This window comes from Alkaliphilus oremlandii OhILAs, assembly GCF_000018325.1.
Lineage (GTDB): Bacteria > Bacillota > Clostridia > Peptostreptococcales > Natronincolaceae > Alkaliphilus_B > Alkaliphilus_B oremlandii.
Genome location: NC_009922.1, coordinates 1,813,983 through 1,839,848, shown reverse-complemented (window position 1 = coordinate 1,839,848; position 25,866 = coordinate 1,813,983). Strand labels below are relative to the sequence as shown.

Annotated in this window: 23 protein-coding genes and 1 tRNA gene; all 24 read left to right on the top strand. The window is 36.3% G+C overall.

The annotated features are described in order from the left end of the window. Window positions 1-215 precede the first annotated feature (215 nt). The gene (gene selA, locus CLOS_RS08910; RefSeq protein ID WP_012159588.1) at window positions 216-1,619 is read left to right on the top strand and encodes an L-seryl-tRNA(Sec) selenium transferase; all 1,404 of its coding nucleotides are present in this window, start codon (window positions 216-218) and stop codon (window positions 1,617-1,619) included. A 15-nt stretch (window positions 1,620-1,634) separates the two neighbouring features. Then, the gene (gene selB / locus CLOS_RS08905) at window positions 1,635-3,530 is read left to right on the top strand and encodes a selenocysteine-specific translation elongation factor (RefSeq protein WP_012159587.1); all 1,896 of its coding nucleotides are present in this window, start codon (window positions 1,635-1,637) and stop codon (window positions 3,528-3,530) included. Between the two features lie 41 nt (window positions 3,531-3,571). Beyond that, window positions 3,572-4,261 (top strand): response regulator transcription factor, encoded by a 690-nt coding sequence (locus CLOS_RS08900; protein ID WP_012159586.1) that lies wholly within the window; start codon window positions 3,572-3,574, stop codon window positions 4,259-4,261. A gap of 61 nt (window positions 4,262-4,322) precedes the next feature. Further along, window positions 4,323-5,696, top strand: coding sequence for a sensor histidine kinase (locus CLOS_RS08895; protein WP_012159585.1), 1,374 nt, complete (start codon window positions 4,323-4,325; stop codon window positions 5,694-5,696). Between the two features lie 12 nt (window positions 5,697-5,708). Beyond that, window positions 5,709-6,602, top strand: a complete 894-nt coding sequence (locus CLOS_RS15255; RefSeq protein WP_012159584.1) for a GerMN domain-containing protein — start codon at window positions 5,709-5,711, stop codon at window positions 6,600-6,602. A 19-nt stretch (window positions 6,603-6,621) separates the two neighbouring features. Next, window positions 6,622-7,308: a 23S rRNA pseudouridine(2604) synthase RluF gene (gene rluF / locus CLOS_RS08885; RefSeq protein ID WP_012159583.1), complete on the top strand. Its 687-nt coding sequence runs from the start codon at window positions 6,622-6,624 to the stop codon at window positions 7,306-7,308. Between the two features lie 109 nt (window positions 7,309-7,417). Continuing rightward, entirely contained in the window at window positions 7,418-7,987 is a 570-nt protein-coding gene (locus CLOS_RS08880) for a biotin transporter BioY (RefSeq protein WP_242649560.1), read from the top strand. A 62-nt stretch (window positions 7,988-8,049) separates the two neighbouring features. Then, window positions 8,050-8,146 (top strand) — tRNA-Sec (locus CLOS_RS08875). A 75-nt stretch (window positions 8,147-8,221) separates the two neighbouring features. After that, the gene (locus tag CLOS_RS08870) at window positions 8,222-8,863 is read left to right on the top strand and encodes a BofC C-terminal domain-containing protein (protein ID WP_012159581.1); all 642 of its coding nucleotides are present in this window, start codon (window positions 8,222-8,224) and stop codon (window positions 8,861-8,863) included. 264 nt (window positions 8,864-9,127) lie between these two features. Further along, the gene (locus CLOS_RS08865) at window positions 9,128-11,533 is read left to right on the top strand and encodes a Lon protease family protein (protein WP_012159580.1); all 2,406 of its coding nucleotides are present in this window, start codon (window positions 9,128-9,130) and stop codon (window positions 11,531-11,533) included. A gap of 128 nt (window positions 11,534-11,661) precedes the next feature. Next, window positions 11,662-12,156: a crossover junction endodeoxyribonuclease RuvC gene (gene ruvC / locus CLOS_RS08860; protein ID WP_012159579.1), complete on the top strand. Its 495-nt coding sequence runs from the start codon at window positions 11,662-11,664 to the stop codon at window positions 12,154-12,156. A 15-nt stretch (window positions 12,157-12,171) separates the two neighbouring features. Then, entirely contained in the window at window positions 12,172-12,756 is a 585-nt protein-coding gene (gene ruvA, locus CLOS_RS08855) for a Holliday junction branch migration protein RuvA (protein WP_012159578.1), read from the top strand. 26 nt (window positions 12,757-12,782) lie between these two features. After that, on the top strand, window positions 12,783-13,781 hold the full coding sequence (gene ruvB, locus CLOS_RS08850) for a Holliday junction branch migration DNA helicase RuvB (protein ID WP_041719844.1): 999 nt from the start codon (window positions 12,783-12,785) through the stop codon (window positions 13,779-13,781). An 88-nt stretch (window positions 13,782-13,869) separates the two neighbouring features. Further along, window positions 13,870-15,480 carry a SpoIID/LytB domain-containing protein gene (locus CLOS_RS08845; protein ID WP_012159576.1) on the top strand — a complete coding sequence of 537 codons (1,611 nt, stop codon included), beginning with the start codon at window positions 13,870-13,872 and terminating at the stop codon, window positions 15,478-15,480. Between the two features lie 4 nt (window positions 15,481-15,484). Next, a complete protein-coding gene (gene queA / locus CLOS_RS08840) occupies window positions 15,485-16,510 on the top strand; it encodes a tRNA preQ1(34) S-adenosylmethionine ribosyltransferase-isomerase QueA (protein ID WP_012159575.1) in 1,026 nt (341 codons plus the stop codon). Between the two features lie 18 nt (window positions 16,511-16,528). Next, complete coding sequence (tgt, locus tag CLOS_RS08835; RefSeq protein ID WP_012159574.1) at window positions 16,529-17,647, top strand: tRNA guanosine(34) transglycosylase Tgt; 1,119 nt, start codon at window positions 16,529-16,531, stop codon at window positions 17,645-17,647. Window positions 17,648-17,748: 101 nt separating this feature from the next. Beyond that, entirely contained in the window at window positions 17,749-18,033 is a 285-nt protein-coding gene (gene yajC / locus CLOS_RS08830; protein WP_012159573.1) for a preprotein translocase subunit YajC, read from the top strand. A gap of 129 nt (window positions 18,034-18,162) precedes the next feature. Continuing rightward, on the top strand, window positions 18,163-18,561 hold the full coding sequence (locus tag CLOS_RS08825) for a TIGR04086 family membrane protein (RefSeq protein ID WP_012159572.1): 399 nt from the start codon (window positions 18,163-18,165) through the stop codon (window positions 18,559-18,561). Window positions 18,562-18,635: 74 nt separating this feature from the next. Beyond that, window positions 18,636-18,776: a six-cysteine ranthipeptide SCIFF gene (scfA, locus tag CLOS_RS15605; RefSeq protein ID WP_012159571.1), complete on the top strand. Its 141-nt coding sequence runs from the start codon at window positions 18,636-18,638 to the stop codon at window positions 18,774-18,776. A gap of 164 nt (window positions 18,777-18,940) precedes the next feature. Then, window positions 18,941-20,308 carry a thioether cross-link-forming SCIFF peptide maturase gene (gene scfB / locus CLOS_RS08820; protein WP_012159570.1) on the top strand — a complete coding sequence of 456 codons (1,368 nt, stop codon included), beginning with the start codon at window positions 18,941-18,943 and terminating at the stop codon, window positions 20,306-20,308. After that, on the top strand, window positions 20,301-20,807 hold the full coding sequence (locus tag CLOS_RS08815) for a gamma carbonic anhydrase family protein (protein ID WP_012159569.1): 507 nt from the start codon (window positions 20,301-20,303) through the stop codon (window positions 20,805-20,807). Before scfB ends, CLOS_RS08815 begins: the two co-directional genes overlap by 8 nt. Before the next feature lie 149 nt (window positions 20,808-20,956). After that, the gene (recJ, locus tag CLOS_RS08810) at window positions 20,957-22,720 is read left to right on the top strand and encodes a single-stranded-DNA-specific exonuclease RecJ (protein ID WP_012159568.1); all 1,764 of its coding nucleotides are present in this window, start codon (window positions 20,957-20,959) and stop codon (window positions 22,718-22,720) included. A 160-nt stretch (window positions 22,721-22,880) separates the two neighbouring features. Beyond that, window positions 22,881-23,399, top strand: coding sequence for an adenine phosphoribosyltransferase (locus CLOS_RS08805; RefSeq protein WP_012159567.1), 519 nt, complete (start codon window positions 22,881-22,883; stop codon window positions 23,397-23,399). 290 nt (window positions 23,400-23,689) lie between these two features. Then, window positions 23,690-25,861: a RelA/SpoT family protein gene (locus tag CLOS_RS08800; RefSeq protein WP_041719842.1), complete on the top strand. Its 2,172-nt coding sequence runs from the start codon at window positions 23,690-23,692 to the stop codon at window positions 25,859-25,861. Window positions 25,862-25,866 lie beyond the last annotated feature (5 nt).

The following is a 25,866-nucleotide window of genomic DNA, read 5'->3' as shown; positions in this document are numbered from 1 at the left end:
AAAATTAAAACAGTTATTTATAAAAAACTTTTAATATTTATTACAAAATTTTTAAAGCAGAATTATTGAGAGCCAGAAAAATATTGAAAGGATCTGCGATATGCTTTAAATTAGTATATTATAATGAAAAATATGGTATAATTTAAATGTTATTGGACGCTATAAAAATTTAGAGGTTTGAATAAGTACATATTACTTTTAGGAGTGTGTCATTGATGAATAAGGGAAAAATTTTTAGCATGCTACCTTCCGTAGATCAGTTGCTGAATAATGAAGCGATTATATCGTTAATCGGTGTGATTCCACGCAGTGTAGTTGTAAAAGAGATACGACAAATGATCGAAGAATACAGAAAAAATATATTAATGCTGAATGAGTCCCAAATTATAGATTTTGAAATCGACATAGAAGAAATTATTCGTAAGATTATAAAAAATTGTTACAACTTTATGGATATGAATTTAAGGGAGGTCATCAATGGAACAGGAACGGTGCTTCATACCAATCTAGGGAGATCCCTTTTGAGTGAGTCTATTAAAGAACAGGTATGGGATGTAGCTTCAGGATATTCTACATTGGAAATAGATGTAACTGAAGGTAAACGTGGCAGTAGATACAATCACGTTTCTGAGATAATTAAATTTATAACTGGTGCAGAAGATGCGTTGGTTGTAAATAATAATGCTGCTGCTGTTATGCTGGTATTAAGCACGATGGCCAAGGACAAAGAAGTCATTTTGTCCCGTGGGGAAATGGTAGAAATCGGAGGCTCCTTTAGGGTTCCAGATGTAATGGCACAAAGCGGAGCAAAGCTGGTAGATATCGGTACGACGAACAAAACTCATTTAAAAGATTACGAGAATGCAGTCAGTGAAGATACAGCAGCTTTCTTAAAAGTTCATACAAGCAATTATAAAATATTAGGATTTACAGAAAGTGTGGAAGTTAAAGAATTAGTAAATATGGGCAGAAAATATAATATCCCAGTGATCGAGGATATCGGTAGCGGCGTGTTAATAGATTTACAAAAGTATGGCTTATCCTATGAACCTACAGTCCAGGAAAGTGTTTCATCGGGTGTAGATATTGTCACTTTCAGTGGGGACAAACTATTAGGGGGACCACAAGCAGGCATTATTGTCGGGAAAAAACTGTATATCGATCAGATGAAGCAGAATCCTCTAACGAGAGCGTTTCGAGTAGATAAGTTAACTATGGCAGCTTTAGAAGCGACTTTAAAGCTATATTTAGATGAGGAAATGGCACTCCAAAAAATACCTACCTTGAAAATGTTAACAGAAACTGCTGAATCCATATATGAAAGAGCAAAAGTTTTGCACTCGATGATAGTATCAGAAAAATTAGATGTGGTAGCTGGTATCGCTAAAGATTATTCTGAAGTTGGCGGTGGTTCGTTACCTTTGGAAAAATTATCGACCTATGTAATTGAAATCGAAAGTAAATCGATCTCTACATCGAAATTAGAAAACAGACTGAGAAAATATCGAACGCCTATTTTCTCAAGGGTAAGAGATAACAAAGTTATCATAGATTTACGCACAATTAAACCAGAACAATACGAAATTATAGTACAAGCATTCAATGAAGTTATTCAATAGGGGGCTTTATTCAACATGAAAAACATTGTAATTGGTACTTCGGGTCACATTGATCATGGAAAAACAACATTAATAAAAGCATTAACAGGTCGTGAGACCGATAGACTCAATGAAGAAAAAAAGAGAGGGATATCCATCGAACTTGGTTTTACATATTTTGATCTTCCCAGCGGTAAAAGAGCAGGTATTATTGATGTACCCGGTCATGAGAAATTTATTAGAAATATGCTTGCCGGTGTTAGTGGCATGGATATTGTTCTTCTCGTTGTCGCTGCGGATGAAGGCGTAATGCCTCAAACGAAGGAGCATCTGGATATTCTATCCTTACTTAAAATCGAAAAAGGAATCATTGTAATTACGAAAGCTTCCCTAGTAGATGATGAGTGGGTAGAGTTGGTAAAGTTAGACATTATAGACAAGGTGAAAGATACATTTTTAGAAGGTACAGAAATTATTTCAGTGGATTCTGTGAAAGGAGTAGGGATCGAGGAATTAATCCTTAAAATTGATCAATTAACAGATGAAACAGAAAGCAGGGACATTAGTGCTCCTTTTAGAATGCCCATCGATCGAATTTTTACGATTACTGGTTTTGGTACGGTAGTTACTGGAACGATCATGGAAGGAAAGGTTTCCGTAGAGGATACCATAGAGATATTGCCAGAAAAAATCAAAGTCCGTATCAGAAATATTCAGGTACATGGGAAATCTGTGGATACAGCTTATGCAGGACAACGGGTAGCGATTAATTTGGCTAATATCAAAAAAGAAGAGATAGAAAGAGGCGAAGTACTGGCACAAGTGAATTCTATGGAGCCGACCATGATGATCGATGCAACACTGAAGCTATTAAAGGACTTAGAAAGGCCACTCAAGAATCGCGATCGTGTGAGATTATATTATGGATCCTCAGAAACATTTGCAAGGGTGACTTTATTGAATGAAGAACAGGGTGTATCGGGACAAAAAATTTATGTTCAATTTAGATTGGAGACTCCTGGCGCTGTAAAAAAAGGGGATCATATGATCGTTCGATGGTATTCTCCAATGGAAACAATCGGTGGTGCAATTGTAATTGATGGAAATCCTAAGAAGCATAAAAGATTTGATGAGAATGTAATGGAGGATTTAGCGACGAGAGAAGCAGGAAAACAAGATGAAATTGTAGAAAAGCAAATCGATATTCATAGCAATGAATTTCCAGAGTTATGGAATATAGCAAAGTTCATGTCCCTACAATTAGATACACTAAAGCAAGTGGTGGAAGATTTAATTCTTCAGAATAAAGTTGTTATGCTAGGACCGGATCATGTGATTCATATAAAATATTATGAAAAAATTAAAAATGAGTTAATTCGTATTTTAGATGGATATCATGCAGAGAACCCTCTAAAGCCGGGGATGATGAAAGAAGAGGCTAGAAGCAAGTTATTTCCTAAAAATAAGAGTAAAGTGATTGATATTTTATTCAATCTGTTGGTGGAAAATAAAATTATAAAAGTTGAAGAAAAATTTATTGCATTATATGACTTTAATATTATATTTAGCAAGGTCCATGAAGATATTAAAAATCATCTAGAAAAAATCTATTTAGAAGACCCTTATTCAACACCTCGGTTTGAAGATATTGTTCAGACCATTGGTTTTAAAAAAGAGGAGGTTGAGCAGGTTTTCGGTGCGATTCTAGGACAAGTTTTAATTAAGCTGAATGATGAGGTAATTCTTCATATAGATTCCTATGAAAATGCAAAACGTGAACTGGTAAAATACATCGATAAAAATGGGAGCATTAGCCTTTCGGAATTTAGAGATATATTGAATACAAGTAGAAAATACGCAGTTGCTTTATTGGAGCATCTAGATAATATAAAGTTTACAAAACGAATTGATGAGAAGCGAATTTTATATTAACTGAAACAACAATACATTAGGTTAGGAAACGAGGTCGAAAAATGGGATATAAAATTTTAATTGTAGATGATGAACCCTTATTAGTAAAAGGCTTGAAGTATAGCCTAGAGCAGGATGGATATGAAATACTAACGGCATTTGATGGAGAAGAGGCTTTAGAGAAAGCAAAAATAGCAAATGCGGATTTGATATTGCTAGATTTAATGCTTCCGAAAATCGATGGACTCCAAGTTTGTCAACAAATAAGATTAAATTCACAAACGCCAATTATCATGTTGACGGCAAAAGGGGAGGATATGAGCAAGATCTTAGGATTAGAATACGGTGCAGATGATTATCTAACAAAGCCTTTTAATATCTTAGAATTAAAGGCTAGAATTAAAGCGGTCTTAAGAAGATACCAAAGTTCAGACAAGCCCATTGAAGAGAGAGTCATTAAAATTGATGACTTTAAAATTAATACACTGGGCAGGAAAGTAAGCTTAAAGGGAGAAGAAGTGAATCTTACTGCGAAAGAGTTCGATCTTCTGCTGCTATTGGCTTCTAATCCTGGAAAGATCTATAGCAGAGAAGAATTGTTGGAGATCATTTGGGGCTATGAATACTTTGGTGATTTACGTACAGTTGATGTTCATATTCGAAGATTAAGAGAAAAAATAGAAATTAATTCAAGCAACCCAGAGTATATACTTACAAAGTGGGGAGTGGGGTATTATTTTAGGAATAAATAGTGACTTTTATGGGATCAAATGGAAACTCATACTGTCGTATATTTTATTAGTAGTTTGTGCATTGCTGATAATCAATGTTTTTGTTCACGATTCCATTAAAAACAATTTGATCAACGGACGGATTGAAAGCACTTTAAGTCAAGCCAGTATTATTTCTAATATCGTATCTGCTGAATTAGAGGATGGTCATAATAAGAGGATGCAAATAAATGATATTGATTTAGAGTCCATACTACAAAAAATAGCGACTGAATTTAAAGGTAGAATCCTCATTATCGACTTGCAAAAAAAAGTAATATTTGATTCCTTTCATGAATTACGGCTAAGAATAATCAATCAAAAAGAGGTATCAGATGCTTTAAAGGGTATGTCCATAACTGGTGAATACTGGTTGGATAAGTATGGGGATACCATGTATACGGCTGTACCAATTCATCGGGATGGCAATACTGTAGGTGCGGTCTTACTATCGACATCACTTGCCCATTGTTACGGTGAAATAGGTGCCATTCGAGATAAACTGATACTTATTTCCACCCTTGTTCTTTTAGCAATTGTAGCTACTACCTTAAGAGTCGCAAACTCCATATCGGAGCCCATCAAGCGCTTAACACAAGTTATGCAAAATGCTGCACATGGAAAATTAAACGAAAAAGTTATCATCAGCGGGGAAAATGAAATTAGTCAACTGGCTAAAGCCTATAATTTTATGAATACAAAGCTGAGTCATATTGAAGAGCAGAGAAGAGAATTTGTAGGCAATGTTTCCCACGAGCTCAAAACACCTTTAAGCTCCATGAAGCTGCTATCAGAATCTCTTTTAATTCAACCAGAGGTTGATGTTTCAATTTACAAAGAATTTTTAAAGGATATCGATTCGGAAATCAACCGGTTAACTAAAATTATAGACAGTTTATTAAATCTGGTGGATATGGATGAAGAAAAACTCAGTATTGACTATAAGCTGACGTATTTGAACTATCTAATTGAAAAGGTGGTTAATTCCATTAAACCTCTGGCTCATGAAAAAAATATCGAAATTATTTTTGGACAATGGGAAAAAATTCAGATCTATGTAGATCAAGATAAAATACACCAAGCATTGACCAATATCATTTATAATGCTGTAAAATATACAGAGAATAACGGTAAAATCGAAATAGGCTTATTTAAAAAGGGAAACTATGCCGTTATTAAAATTAGTGATACGGGAATTGGAATAGCAGAAGAAAATATACCACATCTATTTGAACGATTTTATCGAGTGGATAGTGCGAGATCTAGGGAAACTGGCGGAACGGGCTTGGGGCTAACCATTTCACAACAAGTGATTAGCCTGCATCAAGGAACCATAGAGGTAGAAAGCGTAGTAAATGAGGGGACAACATTCTATGTAAAATTACCGATTGAATATATGCTAGGAGATAAGAATTAATGGAGGGGTTGTATGAAGAAAAACATTACGCATATTATGATATTCGGTATGATTTTATTTATAACCGCCCTTAGCATATACCGATTGAATAGAGATGATAATCAGAAAAACAGTAATTTAAATATGGAGATCGCTCCCGTTCTTGAAAAAAAAGTAGAATTGGTTACACTGTATTTTCCCAATAAAGGTAGACAATACCTAGTGAGAGAAAACAGAGTGATTGAACAAACCATAGAAAAAAAAGAAGAATTGATCTTAAAGGAACTGATTAAAGGGCCGGTATCTGATCAAAATGCTCCTTCTATTCCCAGCGGTGTTAAAATTAATGCCATCGTTTATAAAGAAGATACCATCTATATCGATTTATCAAAAGAGCTAAAAACCGAGACGGATTTTAGTGGGAATAGTGAAATTTTAACCATTTATTCTATCGTAAATTCACTGACGGAGCTGAAAACCGTGAAAAATGTTAAGATTATGATAGACGGGGAAGAAGGCATTTTACATCGATATATGCCTTTGGATAACACCTATAGACAAAACTTAAAATTGGTTCATAACTCTATTCAAAACCCAATTGAGGTGGTTAAAAACTATTTTTCTTTCATTGAATCTGGAAGTTATAGAGAAGCCTATGATCTTATCTATAAACCAGCCCATATCGATTTAGATTATTCAATGTTTTACCATTACCAGAAACAGCGAAATATATATAAATTTAATATATACACTTACGAAATGACCGATGAAGAAGATTCAAAAGTGGTTACCTTAGAATACAGTGAGATCGATGGCTTAGGAAAAAGGTCTTATTATAGCAATCAAAAGTTTTACCTAAAGAATTATTATGGAGAATGGAAGATTGTTTTTGACAATATTTCAAATATCGCCAACGCAGAAAGGTAGCTAGGAAAGGAACGAACCCATGAGAATTAATAAATACATCAGTGAAACAGGGATCTGCTCTAGAAGAGAGGCAGACCAATGGATTATAGATAAGAGAGTTACGATTAATGGAATTGTTGCTGAGCTGGGAAGCGATGTCTCGCCGGGAGATGCTGTCTTTGTAGATCATAAGCCCATTGGTCAAAAAAGAAAGCCTGTTTACATTGCCTTAAATAAACCTGTGGGCATAACCTGCACAACTGAAAAACATGTAAAGGGGAATATTGTAGACTTTGTTCATCATAAGGAGCGGATATTCCCCATCGGAAGATTGGACAAGGACTCACAAGGACTAATTCTTTTAACTAATGATGGGGATATTGTCAACAAGATTTTGCGCGCAGAAAATAATCATGAAAAGGAATACATCGTAACGGTGAATAAGCCCATCACTCCTGAATTTATTAAAGGGATGTCTTCCGGCGTGAAGATATTAGGAACAAAAACGAAGCCCTGTAAAGTGACGAAGATCAATGATACGGTATTTCGGATTATACTGACCCAAGGGTTAAATCGACAAATAAGAAGAATGTGTCAAGTCTTTGGATATAAGGTAGTAAAGCTTCAGCGAATACGGATAATGAATGTGAAGTTAAAAGGTTTAGAAATAGGCCAGTGGCGTGATCTTACGAAGGAAGAATTGGAAGGACTAATAAAGAATTTTTAAAAATAGAGCACTGATTAGTTAACCTTAAAAATAAAACAGGTTGACTAATCGGATACTTTTCAGTATACTTTAATTATAAAAATTAAAGTATAAGGATGTGAAAATGACGATGAATTATAATTTAGGTGTGAATAAAGGGAGAAGAATTTCTGTTTCAGAGATGACTAAAATATCTTTATGTACGGCATTGCTTGCAATATCGTCGTATATTGTTTTTCCAATACCCTTTACGCCGATCATGCTCACTGCACAGACGATCATCGTGAACTTAATCGGTTTAATCTTAACTCCGCTTCATGGGGCCATATCTGTGCTGCTATTCATAGTACTAGGTGCCATTGGTTTACCAATATTCGCAGGTGGTGCTGGCGGTCTAAGTGCAATATTAGGACCAACCGGTGGGTTTATTATTGGATTTTTATTTTCAGCCATTGCAATCAGTTACTTAAAAGGCAGGAAGACCAATATTCTTCGATACGTGTTGGTCACTGTATTCATAGGAATGCCTGTTACTTATTTATTGGGCGCTTCTTACATGAGCTATGCTCTAAATATGGATTATAAAAAAGCCATAGAGCTTGCTGTCATTCCCTTTCTGCTAGGAGATGCGATTAAATGCGTTATTGCATCAATCATTGCTGCAAGGGTTCATAGGATTCTTGAGAATATGAAACCTTAGAAAAATTACATAAATAACATATTGAAATAGAATCGTAAATATGCTACAATATACTAGCACAAGGGAGTAGATGGGTGCTGGTGTGCCCTATGGTCTTCAAAACCATTGTGAGGGGTTAGTAGCTTCTTAGGTGGGTTCGATTCCCACGTACTCCCGCCAAATACACACCACTGGAAGTATAAAAATCAAAAATATGGTTAGAATAATCTCCTAGATAAGTTAGGAGGTTTTTTTATGCGAAGAAAAAACAAACCATCGTTTATATTAGGAGTAGTTATAGTGGCTCTGCTTTTTGGTTCTATTGGTTTCGGAATTGGTTATTATAGGTATTCTTCAGAAATAGCACGGCAAAAGCAAGAAAGAAGAAAAGAGCAGGATATGTTAAATGCCTTAATCAAATCACAACAGGAGAGCTTGAACCAATTTAATAATAGCAGCGAAGCACCTGTTGCCAGCCACGAGGATACCTTGAGCAGAGAAACGAAATTGGTCTATAAGACAATCTATACACAATGTCAGGACTCCACTGAAGACACGGTGTTTCCAACATCGGATCTTGTTGGTCTTAATGAAAAAGGCCTAAAGGAATATTTAAAGAAAAATAAGCCCAACTGGGAGATCGAACATTTCTCTAAAGAAAGTATTACAATTGTTAAAAGAGAAAATAAATTGTGCCCGGACCACTATTTGGTTTCTGTTCACAATGGTTATATCAGTATTTATCAATACGATGAAAATGGAGAAAAGAAGCTGGTAGAACAAACGGACGTGTCTGTAAAGAGTCTTCCTGTAGTAGATCAGGAAAAGCTGCAAAGAGGGATCATACTGAAAACATTAGAGGATGTATACCAATTGTTAGAGGATTTTAGTAGCTAATGTTTGGATAAAATTTAGGGATTTTACAAAAATACCAATACGGTCACATGATTCTTATGGACAGTCATGTTAAAAAGGAAGCTTTAACTTTCTTTTTAACATGGCTTTTCTTATTCCCAATAGGTACAAATTAATTTGATAAAGGTAATTTTTTGTTTCGGAATAAGTAGAACTAACTGTACTCTCTAGAAAAGTTCTTATTAAATTAAAGCTTTAAAATATAAATAAGGGTATATATATAAAAAATATTGAGGGAGGGGTTTTATGTTGGAGAAATATCGCCTACCTGTGGAAAGGCTTACAAGTCCATGCAATATAGAAGATTTATCATTTGAAACCACAAAGGATTTAGAGCCGCTGCAGGGAATCATAGGGCAAAATAGAGGAGTACAAGCATTAACCTTTGGTCTGAAAATTCAAAGGAAGGGCTATAATATTTACGTTTCAGGGATTAGTGGTACTGGAAGAAGTAGTTATACAAAATCAATTACCAATGAATTTGCAAACAAATTACCCATTCCCAATGATTGGGTTTATGTATATAATTTTGATAATAAATATTCGCCCAAAGCCTTGGATTTAGAGCCAGGCTTTGGCACCCAATTTAAAAATGATGTAGAAGACATGGTTGAAAAACTGAAAAAGTTCATCCCAGATACTTTTAAGGGTGTAGAATATGAAGTCCGAAGGAATGAAATCGTAAAGGTCTTTCAAGAAAAAAATCAGAAAGTAATGGATGAACTCAACAACAAAGCCAGAGAATATGGATTTTCGTTTAGAGCGACAGAAAACGGATTGATGACTACGCCTTTAAAAAATGGTGTTCCAATGAAACAGGAAGAATATGCAAGCTTATCACCACAAGAGATTGAAGATATCATGCACCGCTCTAACGATCTCAATATTAACACCATTGAAATTATTGATCGTTTTCGGATGTTAGAAGAAGAACTTATCGAAAGAGTGAAACAATTAGATCGAAATATATGCTATGATATCATAAACTTTGAGGTAAACAAGATCTATAAAAAATATGCACAAAGAAAATGCATCGTTGAATACATCAATCAGCTCGAGGGAGATATTATTGAAAATATCGAGAAATTTAAAGGAGCATATCTAGAAACCAGTGATATGCAGTCTGGAAATCCTTTAGATACAACATTAAATTCTAGTGAAGAGTTCTTTAATCGATACAAGGTAAATTTGTTCATTGACAATAGTAGATTAGAGTATGCGCCTATTGTTGATGAATCAAACCCTACTTTTAATAATCTTCTTGGTACCATAGAATATAAAAATGAGTTGGGTATCCTTAAAACAGATTTCATGCAAATAAAACCCGGTGCATTACACTTAGCCAATGGTGGTTTCCTAATCATCAATACGAAGGAGCTGTTAAACAATGCGCTGTCTTGGGATATATTAAAGAGAGCTTTAAAAACAGAACAGATTAATATAGAAAATCTAAATAAGCAGATGGGTCATGTAGTTGCTTCAACTTTAAAACCAGAGCCGATTCCATTAGACATCAAAGTTATACTGATCGGAGATAATTATACCTATAATGCTTTATATAGTTATGATGATGATTTTCGAAAACTATTCAAGGTCATGGCTGAATTTGATGTGGAAATGACAAAAAATCAAGAAAATGTATATAAGATGGCTAAATTTATTGCAGATCACTGCCAGAAAGAAGGTTTAAAAAGCTTTGATAAAGAGGCCGTGGCTAGGGTGGTAGAATATAGTTCTAGACTGGCGGACCATCAGGAAAAGCTTACCTCTAGGTTCAGTAAAATTGTTGAAATTCTCTATGAAGCAGACTTGTGGGCAGAAGATGAAGGTGCTACAATTATTGGAAAGAAACATATAGAAAAGGCCATTCGAGAAAAAGTTTTTCGAAGTGGAAAATATGAGGAAAAACTTAATGAAATGTTCTTGGATGGAACGCTTTTAATCGATGTAGATGGAGAAAGGGTTGGGCAGATCAACGGCTTAGCGGTCATGGGAACTGGTGAGTATAGCTTTGGAAAGCCCAGTAGAATAACGGCCACAACCTTCAGTGGGGAAGAAGGTGTAATCAATATCGAAAGAGAAGCGAATCAGAGTGGCAATATTCATGACAAAGGTGTATTGACATTGAGTGGATATTTGGGAGAAAAGTATGCAAAATTCGAGCCGATGGGCTTATCTGTAAGCATCGGTTTTGAACAGAATTATTCACTGATCGATGGAGACAGTGCTTCTAGCACGGAGCTGTATGCGATTTTATCCAGCATTTCTGAAGTGCCAATTAAGCAGTATATCGCAGTTACTGGCTCTGTCAATCAAAAAGGAGAGATTCAGCCAATTGGTGGTGTCAATGAAAAGATAGAAGGTTTTTTTGAAATATGCAGGGCCATGGGACTCACTGGAAAGCAAGGGGTTATGATTCCAAAGCAGAATATTAAAAATCTCATGCTGAAGGAAGACGTTCTTCGGGCAGTTGGAAATAATAAGTTTCATATTTATGCCATTGCAACCATTGATGAAGGGATCGAAATATTGACCGGAAGAGAAGCAGGCACCATCGATGAAAATGGCAAATATCCGGAGGGAACGATCAACCATCTCATCGTAAATAAATTAAGAAAAATGTCAAAAATCAAAGCAAGTAAAGACAAGTAAATCAGTAGAACGTCTCAATTTAGAGCACCATTCTAAATTGGGACGCTTTTTTTAAGTTAGCCTTTTGATAAAGATTGTGCTAAACTAAAAAATAGCAAATGAATAACTAAGATTAGGTGGAATAAAAAATGATCATATTAGGAATAGACCCAGGTCTTGCAATACTTGGTTACGGTATCATAAACTATGAAGGAAATCGATTCAAGGTGTTGGATTACGGTGCAATTACCACACCCAGCACAATGGCTACGCCAGAACGATTGAAAACAATATATAGGGAGTTGGATCGTATCATTACAGAATATAACCCAGATACAGTAGCCATAGAAGAACTATTTTTTAATACAAACGTTAAAACCGCTTTACTGGTGGGACATGCAAGAGGCGTTGCGGTTTTATCAGCTGCCAATCATAACAAAGAAATCTTTGAATATACCCCCCTACAGGTAAAGCAAGGGGTCGTTGGTTATGGGAGAGCAGATAAATCTCAAATTCAACAAATGGTAAAAACCCTGCTGAATCTTACGAAGGTACCAAAACCTGATGATGTGGCCGATGCCTTGGCAGTTGCTATCTGTCATGCTCACACAGGGAATTTTACTGAAATGTTTAAAATCAAATAACTCAGGAGGGATATTATGTTTGAATATTTAAAAGGAACCGTTGCTGATATCCTTATAGATAAAATAATTGTGGAGGTCAATGGAATCGGCTATAGGATTCATAGTACGATTCATAGTGTAAGCCAAATCAAAAAAGGAGACGCCATAACGGTATATACCCATTTGGTAGTTCGAGAAGATGAGTTGAGTTTATATGGTTTTATGTCCATAGAAGAATTGGACATGTTCCAAAAATTAATATCTGTTTCTAAAATTGGTCCCAAAGTAGCTAGCGGTATTCTATCTGCATATACACCAAATAAATTATCGGCTTATATTTTAAGCAAGGATATCTCGGCACTTTCTAAAGCGCCGGGTGTTGGTAAAAAAACTGCAGAGCGAATTATTTTAGAACTGAAGGATAAAGTAGATAAAACCAATGTGGTCTATGATTATACCTTATTCAACGATGATCATAAGGATGATGACGAAGCGGTACAAGCATTGATGGCATTGGGATATTCCAAGTTAGAAAGCGAAAAGGCTGTAGAGGCTGTTCGAGATATGAGTCTTGGAACGGAAGATGTTATAAAGAGGGCGCTGAAATGGCTGATGAAGTAAAAAGGAGGTAAGATAGTGTGTCGAATATGGAAGATAGAATCCTTTCAAATACAGTGAGAAATGAAGATTATGAGATTGAAGGGGGCCTCCGTCCCAAGTTTTTGAACGATTACATCGGACAGGATAAAGTGAAGGAGAGAATGAAGATCTTTATTGAGGCAGCATTACATAGAAATGAAGCATTAGACCACGTGCTTTTATATGGACCGCCGGGCTTAGGTAAAACCACTTTATCCAATATTATTGCAAATGAGATGAATGTCAATATAAAAATAACATCGGGTCCTGTAATAGAGCGAGCCGGGGATTTAGCTGCCATTCTGACGAATTTATCGGAGAATGATGTTTTATTCATTGATGAAATTCATCGAATCAATAGAACCGTTGAGGAAGTTCTGTACCCTGCTATGGAAGACTATGCCTTAGATATCATCATCGGCAAAGGGCCCAGTGCTAGGTCTATCCGATTGGATCTCCCTAAATTTACACTAATCGGTGCAACAACTAGGGCAGGTCTTCTTACAGGGCCTCTTCGAGATCGTTTCGGTGTCATTGCAAAATTAGAGCTGTATGATACAGAGCAGCTGAAAGAAATCATAAGGAGATCAGCTTATATTTTAAATGTCTATATCGACGATAATGGTGCCAAGGAGATTGCTTCAAGGTCTAGAGGAACCCCTCGTATTGCCAATCGATTGCTAAAGCGAGTTAGGGACTTCGCTCAGGTTAGAGGCGATGGGCGTATTACTTTAGAAATTGCTCAAGAGGCACTGGAGCTACTAGAAATCGATTTGTTAGGCTTAGATAACACTGATAAAAAAATGATAGAAACGATGATTCATAATTTTGGTGGTGGACCGGTAGGGCTGGATACTTTAGCAGCCGCCACGGGAGAAGAACGAAATACCATAGAAGATGTGTATGAGCCTTATCTGTTACAGATCGGTTTTATTAATCGTACACCAAGAGGAAGAATTGTTTTAGAAAAGGCTTATAATCATTTTAATATCCCCTTTCAAAAATAATAGAAACATAATAAAAATGAATTCTAAAAAGGAACAAAGAAAATATTGTCGAAATATATTTTAAAGAGGTCTGTAAGGGAGGATAAGAATGAAAACAAGAAAAAAAATACTCAGTATCGCTATCATATCACTGGTGTTGATGATGAATTTGCTCCAGGTTTTTTCTTATGAAAAATCACGGATACCAGAATATATAAAGATTGGCTTGTTTTTCGATAGAACAGCGAAAGCTATGGTAGCGATAGAAAGCCCAGAGGGAATTGAAGCTGGAATTTTTTATGGGGAAGAATACGTCCCATTATTTGAGTTGAAGGAAAAAAAGATTGTATTGAAAAAAGATGTGGAGAATGGCCTCGGAGAAGGCTCATACCATATTCAAATTGGACAAGATTTCTCAAGCTATAGAGAGGCTGAGGGCTTTTTATCCACCATAGAAAGTATCATAAGAGATGGATATTTATGCTATGAAGGTGGCTGGAAGGTTTTTGTTGGAATATACTCAGATGAAAATAGCGCAGAAGAAAATGCAAGGCAGATCAGAAGCTATGGATATGCGGCTAAACCAGTGATGCCTTCCAGTACGAGAGTTCAAGTTGTGGATGACTACGGTAATCCAATCTTTATGTATGATTCCTCACAGGATATATATTTTGCTGGCAGAAATCGTGGTGTTTCTGTTCCTATCATCACTGTGGAAGGAAACAAGTACAGAGGAGCTGTCACAGCCAAAAGATTGTCCAACAGTGATATGACCATTATTAATAAATTACCACTGCAAGAATATTTATATGGCGTTGTACCAGCTGAGATGCCTGCTGCATGGCCAATGGAAGCTTTAAAGGCGCAAGCCGTTTCAGCAAGGGTATTTACACTTTCGAATCTGAATAAGTATCAACAATTTGATTTTAACCTATGTGCTACAACGAATTCTCAAGTATATAAAGGTTATAGTGGAGAACATCCAAACACCAATCGGGCAGTAGATGAAACACGGTCTACGATTGTGACCTATCAAGGAAATTTAATAGAAACCTTTTATCATTCCAATAGCGGTGGCTATACAGAAAGCAGTGAAAATGTTTGGAGTGCTGCACTCCCTTACGCAAGAGGGATAAAAGATGATTTTTCCTTAAATGAATTACATAGCACCTGGGAAGTGTCTTTTACAAAAGAGGACATAAAAAGGCAATTGGCTTCTAATAATATATTCATAGGTGATATTGTGGATATGAAAATCACTTCGACTTCTGAGAGTGGTAGAGTTCTGTCCTTGGTCATCTATGGAACAACGGGACAAGAAACCTTAGAAAAACAAAGAAGTAGAACTGTTTTAGGATTAAAGAGCAATTATTTTTTTATAGATAGCAATGGTTTTGAAAAGGAAAATGGTGTGGCTGCCATCAATAGCAGTGGCATTATTTTTGATAATATTGCTTTAAAAAATAAAAAAGTTGTTACAGCCAGCGGTGTATATAATGTTGGAGATAGCAATAACCTCTATATCTCTAATGGTAGAGAACTTCAAGAAATTAAGGATACATCTGTGGTTAGAGCCAGCTCTGATGATTTTACGATATTCGGCAGAGGATATGGCCACGGTATTGGCATGAGCCAATATGGCGCAAAGAAAATGGGAGAGTTAGGATATAGTTTTGAAGAAATATTACAGCACTATTATACAGGAGTAAAGGTGGAATAAATGAATGGAAACAAAGGATTTTGATTATGATTTACCAGAGGAATTAATTGCGCAGGTCCCTTTAGAGCATCGAGATCAATCTAGGCTCATGGTATTGGATAAAGAGACCGGGGATATTGCACATCGGCATTTTTATGATATAATAGATTTTTTAAATGAAGGAGACTGCCTTGTACTAAACGATACGAGAGTGCTACCGGCAAGACTGATTGGAGAGAAGGAAGGGTCTGGCGGTAAAATAGAATTTCTCCTACTAAAAAGAATAGAGCTGGATACATGGGAGGCCTTGGTTAAGCCTGGTAAGAAGGCGAAGGTTGGCAGTCGATTTATATTTGGCGATGGACGCTTGTGCACAGAAGTGATAGGTATTGGAGAAGAAGGCTCCCGGATTATAAAGTTTCAATACGATGGTGTGTTTGAGGATATATTGGATCAGCTAGGACAAATGCCCCTACCACCGTACATTACTGAAAAATTAGAGGACAAAGAAAGATATCAGACCGTCTATTCTAAAAATCAAGGTTCTGCAGCGGCACCTACTGCTGGATTGCACTTTACCAGTGAATTATTAAAGAAACTTGAAGAAAAAGGTGTAAAAACAGCCTATATCACTTTACACGTAGGGCTGGGTACTTTTCGACCTGTTAAAGTAGAAAAAATTGAAGAACATACGATGCATTCTGAGTTTTATACCATAGACGATAAGAATGCCAATATCATCAATGAAGCGAAGGCCAATGGGAAAAGGATAATTGCAGTGGGAACAACAAGTTGTAGAACTTTAGAGTCCGTAGCAACAAAGGATGGTATCATCGAACCGAAGAGTGGGTGGACGGATATCTTTATTTATCCAGGATATGATTTTAAAATCGTAGATAATCTCATCACGAATTTCCATTTACCAGAATCTACATTGATTATGCTGGTCAGCACTTTAGCAGGGAAGGAAGCAACTTTGAATGCATATAAAATTGCGGTAAAGGAAGGATATCGATTCTTTAGCTTTGGCGATGCGATGTTTATTAAATAAGGATGGTGAAGATTTACAGTGGCAATTAGATATGAATTAATAAAAACATGTAAACAGAGTGGTGCAAGATTAGGTCGATTACATACACCCCACGGTGTGATAGAAACGCCGATCTTTATGCCTGTAGGGACTCAAGCTACAGTTAAAGCAATGACACCGGAAGAATTAAAGGATATGAATGCACAAATTATTTTAAGTAATACATACCATTTATATCTGAGACCAGGACACAAGCTTATTGAAAAAGCAGGAGGACTACATAAGTTTATGAATTGGGATCGACCAATTTTAACGGATAGTGGTGGTTTCCAAGTCTTTAGCTTAGGCCCATTAAGAAAGATCAGGGAGGAAGGCGTAGAGTTTCGATCTCACTTAGATGGTTCGAAGCACTTTATCAGTCCTGAAATCGCTGTTGAAATCCAAAATTCATTGGGCTCGGATATTATGATGGCCTTTGATGAATGTGCGCCATACCCGGCAGACTATGATTACGTAAAAAATTCTCTTGAAAGAACTACACGATGGGCAAAAAGATGTAAAGATGCTCATAAAAATACGGATCAACAGGCTTTGTTCGGTATCATTCAAGGTGGAATGTATAAGGACTTAAGAAAGCAAAGTGCGGAGGAGATCATCGGATTAGATTTCCCAGGATACTCTGTAGGCGGATTGAGCGTTGGGGAGCCCAAGGATATTATGTATGATGTCTTAGAGTATACCACACCGTTGATGCCGAAGGATAAACCAAGGTATCTGATGGGGGTTGGTAGTCCAGATGATTTAATTGAAGGTGTAATTAGAGGCATTGACATGTTCGATTGTGTTCTCCCTTCCAGAATCGGTAGAAATGGGACAGCCATGACCAGCAGAGGAAAAGTTGTCATAAAAAATGCAAGTCATACAGAAAGTTTCGAACCACTGGATACTGAATGTGGCTGCTATACCTGTAAAAATTATTCGAAGGCTTATTTACGCCACTTATTTAAGGCAAATGAAATTTTAGGATTGAGGCTTCTAACCAATCATAATCTCCATTTCCTTTTAAACTTAATGGAAGAAGTGAGACAAGCCATTCGAGAAGACCGCTTATTGGACTATCGTAAAGATTTCTTTGAGAAATATGGATACAATTTATAAAATTATTTGATTAAATTAAAGGAAATTTACATTATTTGTTGAATTTATATGTTTAGCATTAATTTAAAAATATATGGATTATGAGGGAGGGAAGTTATACTATGCCAGCAGCAGTTGCGAATTTAGTATTACCATTAGGCGTTTTTGTTGTTTTTTATTTCATATTAATTAGACCGCAACAAAAAAAGGATAAGAAAATAAAGGAAATGAGAAATAACTTAAAGGTTGGGGATGAAGTCATCACGATTGGAGGAATTCATGGTAAAGTGACTAAAATAAAAGAGGATATTATGACTCTTGAAGTTGGTGCAGACAAAGTTAAATTAACAATGTCTAAATGGGCCGTTGGAACTGTAACTCAGCAAGAAAAGAGCATTGAGAAATAAAACAATCAAAATATCAATTGAAACTCATATTTTAGATCAAAGACGCGATCTAAAATATGAGTTTTTTGGTAATAATTCCGTTACTGCGCCGCATATGATTAAATATACAAGTACTCTGGAGGTGTAGATATGAGAAATATCAAAAAAAATACAGTGAACCTAGGTTATTTTAACATAAGAATATACGGTCGTGGACTCATTCGAGGATATACAGTAGCTTTAATCCTCTTTCTTCTAGTGGCTGTTCTAATAACTTATTCCAGTGTTGGAGAGCATATCATCCCATTATCTACATCGATTATTATGATCATCGGTATTGTTTTTTCTGCTATGTATTGCTCTGTTAAATTGAGAAGCAAAGGGTGGCTTCATGGAGGTATTGTAGGGTTGATCTTTGTCCTCATATTGATTATCATCAGTAAAGCATTTATATCGGGTTATTCTTTCGATCAAATCACCCTATATAAAATGATCTTGGGATTAGGCGCAGGCGCCATTGGCGGAATGTTGGGTGTGAACATTAAATAATAGCTTTTTTTACCTGTTTCTTTATGATATAATCTAAAAGTAATAAGATATTTTATTAGGAAAGGGGCTTTATTATGAAGCATATCAAAACATTAAGCGGAGCAACGCTTGTAAAAAGCGCGATCAAAGGTGGATGTGGAGAGTGTCAAACTTCTTGCCAATCTGCTTGCAAAACATCTTGTACAGTAGCAAATCAAGAATGCGAGAATAAATAAACTACATACAGTTAGGCAGCAGTGACAAATCACTGCTGTTTTTTCATGGCATATCTTTAGACGTCTTTTTCTTGAAAGTTTCGTCTATATTCTATAAAATGATGTTGAGGCAGTTGATTTTGTTGAAACACTTCGAGTTTGAAGTGTCATTTGAAAGGAGCTTTATGATGATTCATAAATTTTATCAAGATAATACCTATATGGTGATGGATGTCAATAGTGGTGCAGTCCATGTGATTGATAAGCTAACCTATGACGTTCTAGATTTCTATGGAAATAAGGGTACAGAAGAAATTGTAGAACTACTGAAAGCGAAATATTCCGCAGAAGAAATAAAGGAAGCAGTAAAAGAATTGGATTTAATAAAGACAGAGGGTCTTTTATTTTCAGACGACCGTTATTTTAATCATGATGGCTTTAAAAACAAGAAACCTGTTGTTAAAGCTTTATGTTTACATATAGCTCACGATTGTAACATCCGTTGTAAATATTGCTTTGCTTCCCAAGGCGACTTTAAAGGCGTTCGAAGCTTGATGAGCGAAGAAGTAGGGAAGAAAGCCATTGATTTTCTACTAGAAAACTCCGGTGGTAGACGGAATTTAGAGGTGGACTTCTTTGGTGGAGAGCCGCTGATGAACTTTGAAACCGTAAAGAAAATTGTAGATTACGGAAGAAGCAAGGAGAAAGAGTTTAATAAAAATATTCGATTTACAATGACTACCAACGGTGTACTCCTCAATGATGAGAACATGGCGTATATCAATGAAAATATGCATAATGTAGTCCTCAGTATTGATGGAAGACGTGAAGTCAATGACAATATGAGGTACGCTATCAATGGACAAGGTACCTACGATATCATCGTACCGAAATTCTTAAAAATGGCAGAGTTAAGAGGTCATCGAAATTATTATGTAAGAGGAACCTTTACGAAGGAGAACTTAGACTTTGCAAAAGACGTCCTGCATCTTGCAGATCTTGGATTTAAAAGTACTTCTATGGAGCCCGTAGTAGCAGAGCCACACCACGATTATGCAATCAGTGAAGAGGACCTTCAAACGGTATTTGATCAATATGAAGAACTATCCAAAGAATATGTGAAGAGAATCAAAGAAGGAAAGGGATTCGATTTCTTCCACTTTATGGTTGATTTGAATCAAGGACCTTGCGTTATCAAGAGAGTTTCTGGATGCGGCGCTGGTGCAGAGTATTTAGCAATCACGCCGGAAGGTGAAATTTATCCATGCCACCAATTTGTAGGAAATGAAGATTTCAAGGTTGGAAATATCATGGAAGGCACATTAAATACAGATTTATATAATGAATTCAACAACGCTCATATTTATAACAAAGAGAAATGCGGAACGTGCTGGGCTAAATTTTATTGCAGCGGTGGTTGCCATGCCAATGCATACAATTTCAATAAAAATATTTATGAGCCATACGATGTTGGATGTGAAATGGAAAAGAAAAGAGTGGAATGTGCTCTAATTATACAAGCAAAGTTAGCGGAGGAAAACAGCAATGATTAAGTCTTTTAGAGATAAAAACCCCATGATACATGAGCATTGCTTCATTGCGGAAACTGCCAATGTGATAGGCGATATTGTTATTGGAGAAAATTCAAGTATTTGGTACAATGTGGTCATTCGTGCCGATGTGAACTCTGTACGGATTGGAAAGAACACCAATATTCAAGACAACTCAGTGATTCACAATAGCGATGATTTTCCTACCATCATTGGAGATGATGTAACGGTAGGTCATAATGCCATCGTACATGCTTGCTCTGTCGGTAATAAGGTTCTCATTGGTATGGGTGCCATTGTATTAGACGGTGCAGAGATCGGAGACGAGACCATTATAGGGGCAGGGTCTATCGTTACATCTGGTAAAAAAATTCCATCCGGTGTTCTAGCCTTAGGTTCTCCTGCAAAGGTCATTAGAGAATTAACAGTAGAAGAAAAGAAGTCCTTAATCGATTCTGCTGAAAAATATGTAAAGCTATCTAAGGATCATAAGGTGGAATAGTGTGATATATTATCTGATGGAGGCCAATCTTTCATCAGATTCCTTATATCCATTAAATTTGAAACCCTTACATTTTTTGAATAACGACTTGCAAATAGATAGAGGCAGCTGTAGCTGTCTTTATTGCTTGAGAAAGGGGGAGTTATTTCTTGAAAAAATGGTTCGTTAAAAATAAGAAATTCGATTATGGGAGGATGTCTGAGAAATTTAACATCAGTCCATTGATCTGCAAGCTATTGGTCAACAGAAGTATTACGGAAGAACGCCTTATCAGTAGCTTTATTGACTCGAACTTAGACCATTTACATGACCCTAAAAAGATGAAGGATGTGGTCAAAGCTGCCTCTATTTTAAAATCTAAAATAGAGACCCATAAAAGAATAAGAATTATCGGCGATTATGATGTGGATGGTGTTATCAGCACTTATATATTGTTTATGGCTCTCAGCAAATGTGGTGCCGATGTAGATTACGATATACCGGATAGAATCAAGGATGGATATGGTATCAACAGGAGCATTATTGAACGATCAAAATCTGAAGGTATCGATACCATTATTACTTGTGATAATGGTATCTCGGCAATAGAACCCATTCAATACGCTAAGGATTTGGGATTGACTGTAATCGTTACAGATCATCATGACATCCCCTTTATTGAAGATGAAGAAAGTAAGAGAACCTTTATTAGTTCCTGTGCGGACGCTATTATCAACCCGAAGCAAGAAGAATGTGACTATGAGTTTAAGAGCTTATGTGGCGCAGGTGTGGCCTTTAAACTGATACAGGTGCTTTATGAAAAGATGAAGATCCCTATGGAAGAAAGCTTTCGGCTGATAGAATTTGTTGCAATCGCCACAGTTTGTGATGTTGTTGACCTAATCGATGAGAATCGAATTTTTGTAAAACAGGGATTAGAGGCTATTAAAACCACCAATAATCTAGGACTGATGGCCTTAATGAAAGAATCCGGTATTGAAAGCAAAAGCATATCTGTATACCACTTGGGTTTTATTATAGGTCCATGTATCAATGCTTCTGGCAGACTGGACAATGCAAAAAAAGGTCTCCGACTTTTAATTGCAGAGGATCGGGAAGAAGTAGATTCTTTAGCAAAGGAACTATACGAGCTCAATCAAGATCGGAAAGATATGACCATCAAAGGTGTGGAAAAAGCCATAGAGATCATTGAAGGTACGGACATAAAGAATCACAAGGTTTTCGTAATCTATATGCCGGAGGTCCATGAAAGTTTGGCTGGGATCATTGCTGGAAGAATAAAAGAGCAATACCATGTTCCTACCATTGTGCTGACAAAATCCGAAGAGGGCGTTAAGGGCTCTGGCCGATCCATTGACTGCTATAATATGTTTGAGGAATTGCTAAAATGTAAGGATTTACTTCGGAAATTTGGTGGACATCCTATGGCTGCAGGGTTATCCTTAGATGAAGATCAAGTGGAAAACCTGAGGGAAAAGTTGAATCAAGTGACAGACCTAACGGAAGAGGACTTAATACCAACCATTAATTTAGATATGGGATTAGAAATAGATCGTATCGACTATGAACTTATAGAAGATATTGAGCGATTGTCTCCTTTTGGGAAAGGAAATAACAAACCTCTGTTTGGCGATAAAAATATTCGGGTAATAAAAGGACATATCCTTGGTCAGAATAGAAATGTTTTAAAACTCAAATTACTTTCGAAACAAGGGAAATATATGGACGGCATCTATTTTGGAGATATTAAGGCATTTGAAGAGTTGATAACGACTAGATTTGGAAGCGATGAATTAGAGAGGCTATATCAAGGCTCAAATACAAATATTGTGATAGACATCGCATTCTACCCGACCATCAATACCTATATGGAACGGTCCAATATCCAACTTACCATTGAAGATTTTCGATAAACTTAAACTACGGGACAGTTGTTGTATTTAGATTATTGATAAAATTCTATATAAAAGATATAATATTATTATTCTTTATAAAACTGGGCTACTAGAATGAAAATCATTAGTATGGTTTTTAAAATAAATGTCAGCACATGCTGTGGGGAGGAAATAACGAATGGATTTAAAAAGTAAGATCAGACAGATTGAAGGTTTTCCTAAGGAAGGTATCAGCTTTAAGGATATTACCACTGTTTTAAAAGAAGGAGAAGCTTTACAATATGTAACCGATCAATTGACAGAGCAATTAAAAGACTTGAATATCGATATCATAGTAGGACCCGAAGCTAGGGGATTTTTAGTAGGGACACCAGTTGCATATAAATTAGGCGTAGGATTCGTTCCAGTAAGAAAACCTGGAAAGCTCCCAGCAGAAACGCTTACTTATGAGTATGAACTTGAATATGGGACAGACTCATTACAAATACACAAGGACTCAATTCGGCCAGGGCAGAGAGTTGCGATTGTAGATGATCTATTGGCCACAGGAGGAACTGTACTGGCTACGGCAAAGATGGTTGAAGCACTTGGCGGACAAGTGGTTTCTATGAACTTCCTAATCGAATTGACTGGACTAAAAGGAAGAGATATTTTAAAGGGTTACGAAATAAAATCATTGGTAGAATACGAATTTTAAGAATTCTATAAATTAGGATAAGCATCGCTTCAATAAGGTGCTTATTCTTATAACAAATAGGAAAGTTCTACTTATAATGTATTTCTAAAGAAGAACTTTACCGTAAATGAGTTTCAAAAAAAGCTTCCTTGCAACGCTTTTATAGAAGCTTTTTTTATAAAAATGGATAAGAAATTAAGCTTTATAATGAATTACAATATTAAACGAGTTATTGCGTGTTTGGATGATCTAAGCTTTGCTTTAAAACTATAATTGTAGTGTCTATGGCTACTAAAGAGGGTGAATATATGATGTTAGAAGACTTAATCAATAAAATTAAAGAATATAATCCACAATGTGATTTTGAACTCATTACGAAGGCTTTTAACTATGCGGAAAAAGCACATCAGGGACAATATAGAAAATCGGGTGAAGATTATTTTATTCATCCTGTTGAAGTAGCTAGGATTCTAATAGACCTACAGATGGATGCCAGTACGATTGTAGCGGGACTACTACACGATGTAATTGAAGATACAGAATATGGATATGATATGGTAAAAGAGGAATTTGGCGTTGAAATAGCAGATTTAGTAGAAGGCGTAACAAAAATAACCCGTCTTTCTTTTAACTCTAAGGAAGAAAGACAAGCTGAAAACCTTAGGAAAATGGTATTAGCAATGGCGAAGGATATCCGTGTTATTTTGATAAAGCTTGCGGACCGCCTTCACAATATGAGGACGCTAAAGTTCCAAAATCCAGAGAAACAGAAGGAAAAGGCGACAGAGACATTGGAGATCTTTGCTCCCATTGCCAATCGACTGGGTATTTCCAGAATCAAATGGGAATTGGAAGATATCTGTTTAAGATATATTGATCCACAGGGATACTATGATCTCGTAGAAAAAGTATCTCAAAAGAGAAAGGATCGAGAAAATTTTATCAGCGATATTATAGAAACTTTAAGGGAAAAGCTAGAGGATTTTGATATTGAAAATGAAATCACTGGCAGACCAAAGCATTTTTATAGCATCTATAGAAAGATGACCTACCAAGGAAAATCCTTTGATGAAATTTTCGATTTTATGGCAGTCCGCGTCATCGTCAATAGCGTGAAAGATTGCTACGGTGTATTAGGCGTTGTCCATACCATATGGAAGCCGATCCCAGGGCGGTTTAAAGATTATATTGCCATGCCCAAGCCCAATATGTATCAGTCACTGCACACCACGGTGATCGGACCCCAAGGAGATCCTTTCGAGATTCAAATTAGAACTTTTGAAATGCATCAGATTGCAGAATACGGTATTGCTGCCCATTGGAAGTACAAAGAGGGTAGAACAGAAACTGTAGAACAGCAGAACGATATGAAGCTGGCTTGGCTCAGACAGATGCTGGAATGGGAAAAGGAAATAAAAGATCCCAAAGAATTTATGGAATCTTTGAAAATAGATTTATTCAGTAATGAAGTTTTTGTCTTTACACCGAAAGGAGAGGTTGTAAATCTTCCCATCGGTTCAACACCAATTGACTTTGCATACAAAATCCACTCTGGCGTCGGTAACAAATGCGTTGGTGCGAAAGTAGACGGACGGATCGTTCCCATTGACTATAAATTAAAAAATGGAAATATCGTGCAGATTTTAACTTCATCCAATAGTATGGGCCCCAGTAGAGACTGGCTTAAAATTGTTAAAAGCTCTCAAGCCAAAAGTAAGATTAAGCAATGGTTTAAAAAAGAGCGTCGTGATGAAAATATCGAAAAAGGAAAAGAGATTATCGAAAAAGAGATCCGACGATTGGTACTGCAAATTTCTCCGGCTCAATTACAGAAAGTGTTAATCCATATGGCTAGAAAATTAGGATTTTCTAGCGAAGAAGACTTATACGCAGCCATAGGATACGGTGGTATTACGTTGACTCAGGTCATGCCAAAGATTAAAGAGGCTGCCAAAAAAGAAACGGTTGTAGAGACCACAGAAAAAGAAATACCAACAATTTCCAAAGAAAATGCTCGAAAGAAAAAAGATAATCCAAGTCAAGGTATTATCGTCAAAGGCATCGATAATATCATGGTTCGTTTTGCTCGATGCTGTAATCCAGTTCCAGGAGATCATATTGTAGGCTACATCACTCGTGGACGAGGTGTTTCTATCCACAGAGGGGATTGTCCAAATATTATTGATAACGAGGAAATAAAGGACAGATTTATTGAAGTCAGCTGGGATGTTGGCAAGGCCATTGCTTTCCAAGCTGAAATACAGGTGAAGGCTACCGATAGAAAAGGTCTTCTATCGGAGGTAACCGTTGCCTTGGCAGAATCTAAGATTCCAATCAATGCTTTAAACGCTAGAACCACGAAGGAACGCACTGCTATATTCAATATGACGTTAGAAATCAGTGATATAGAACATTTAGATAAATTAATGCAAAAACTAAGAAAAATACAAGGTGTTATTGATATCTATAGGGTAACAACCTAGATTGG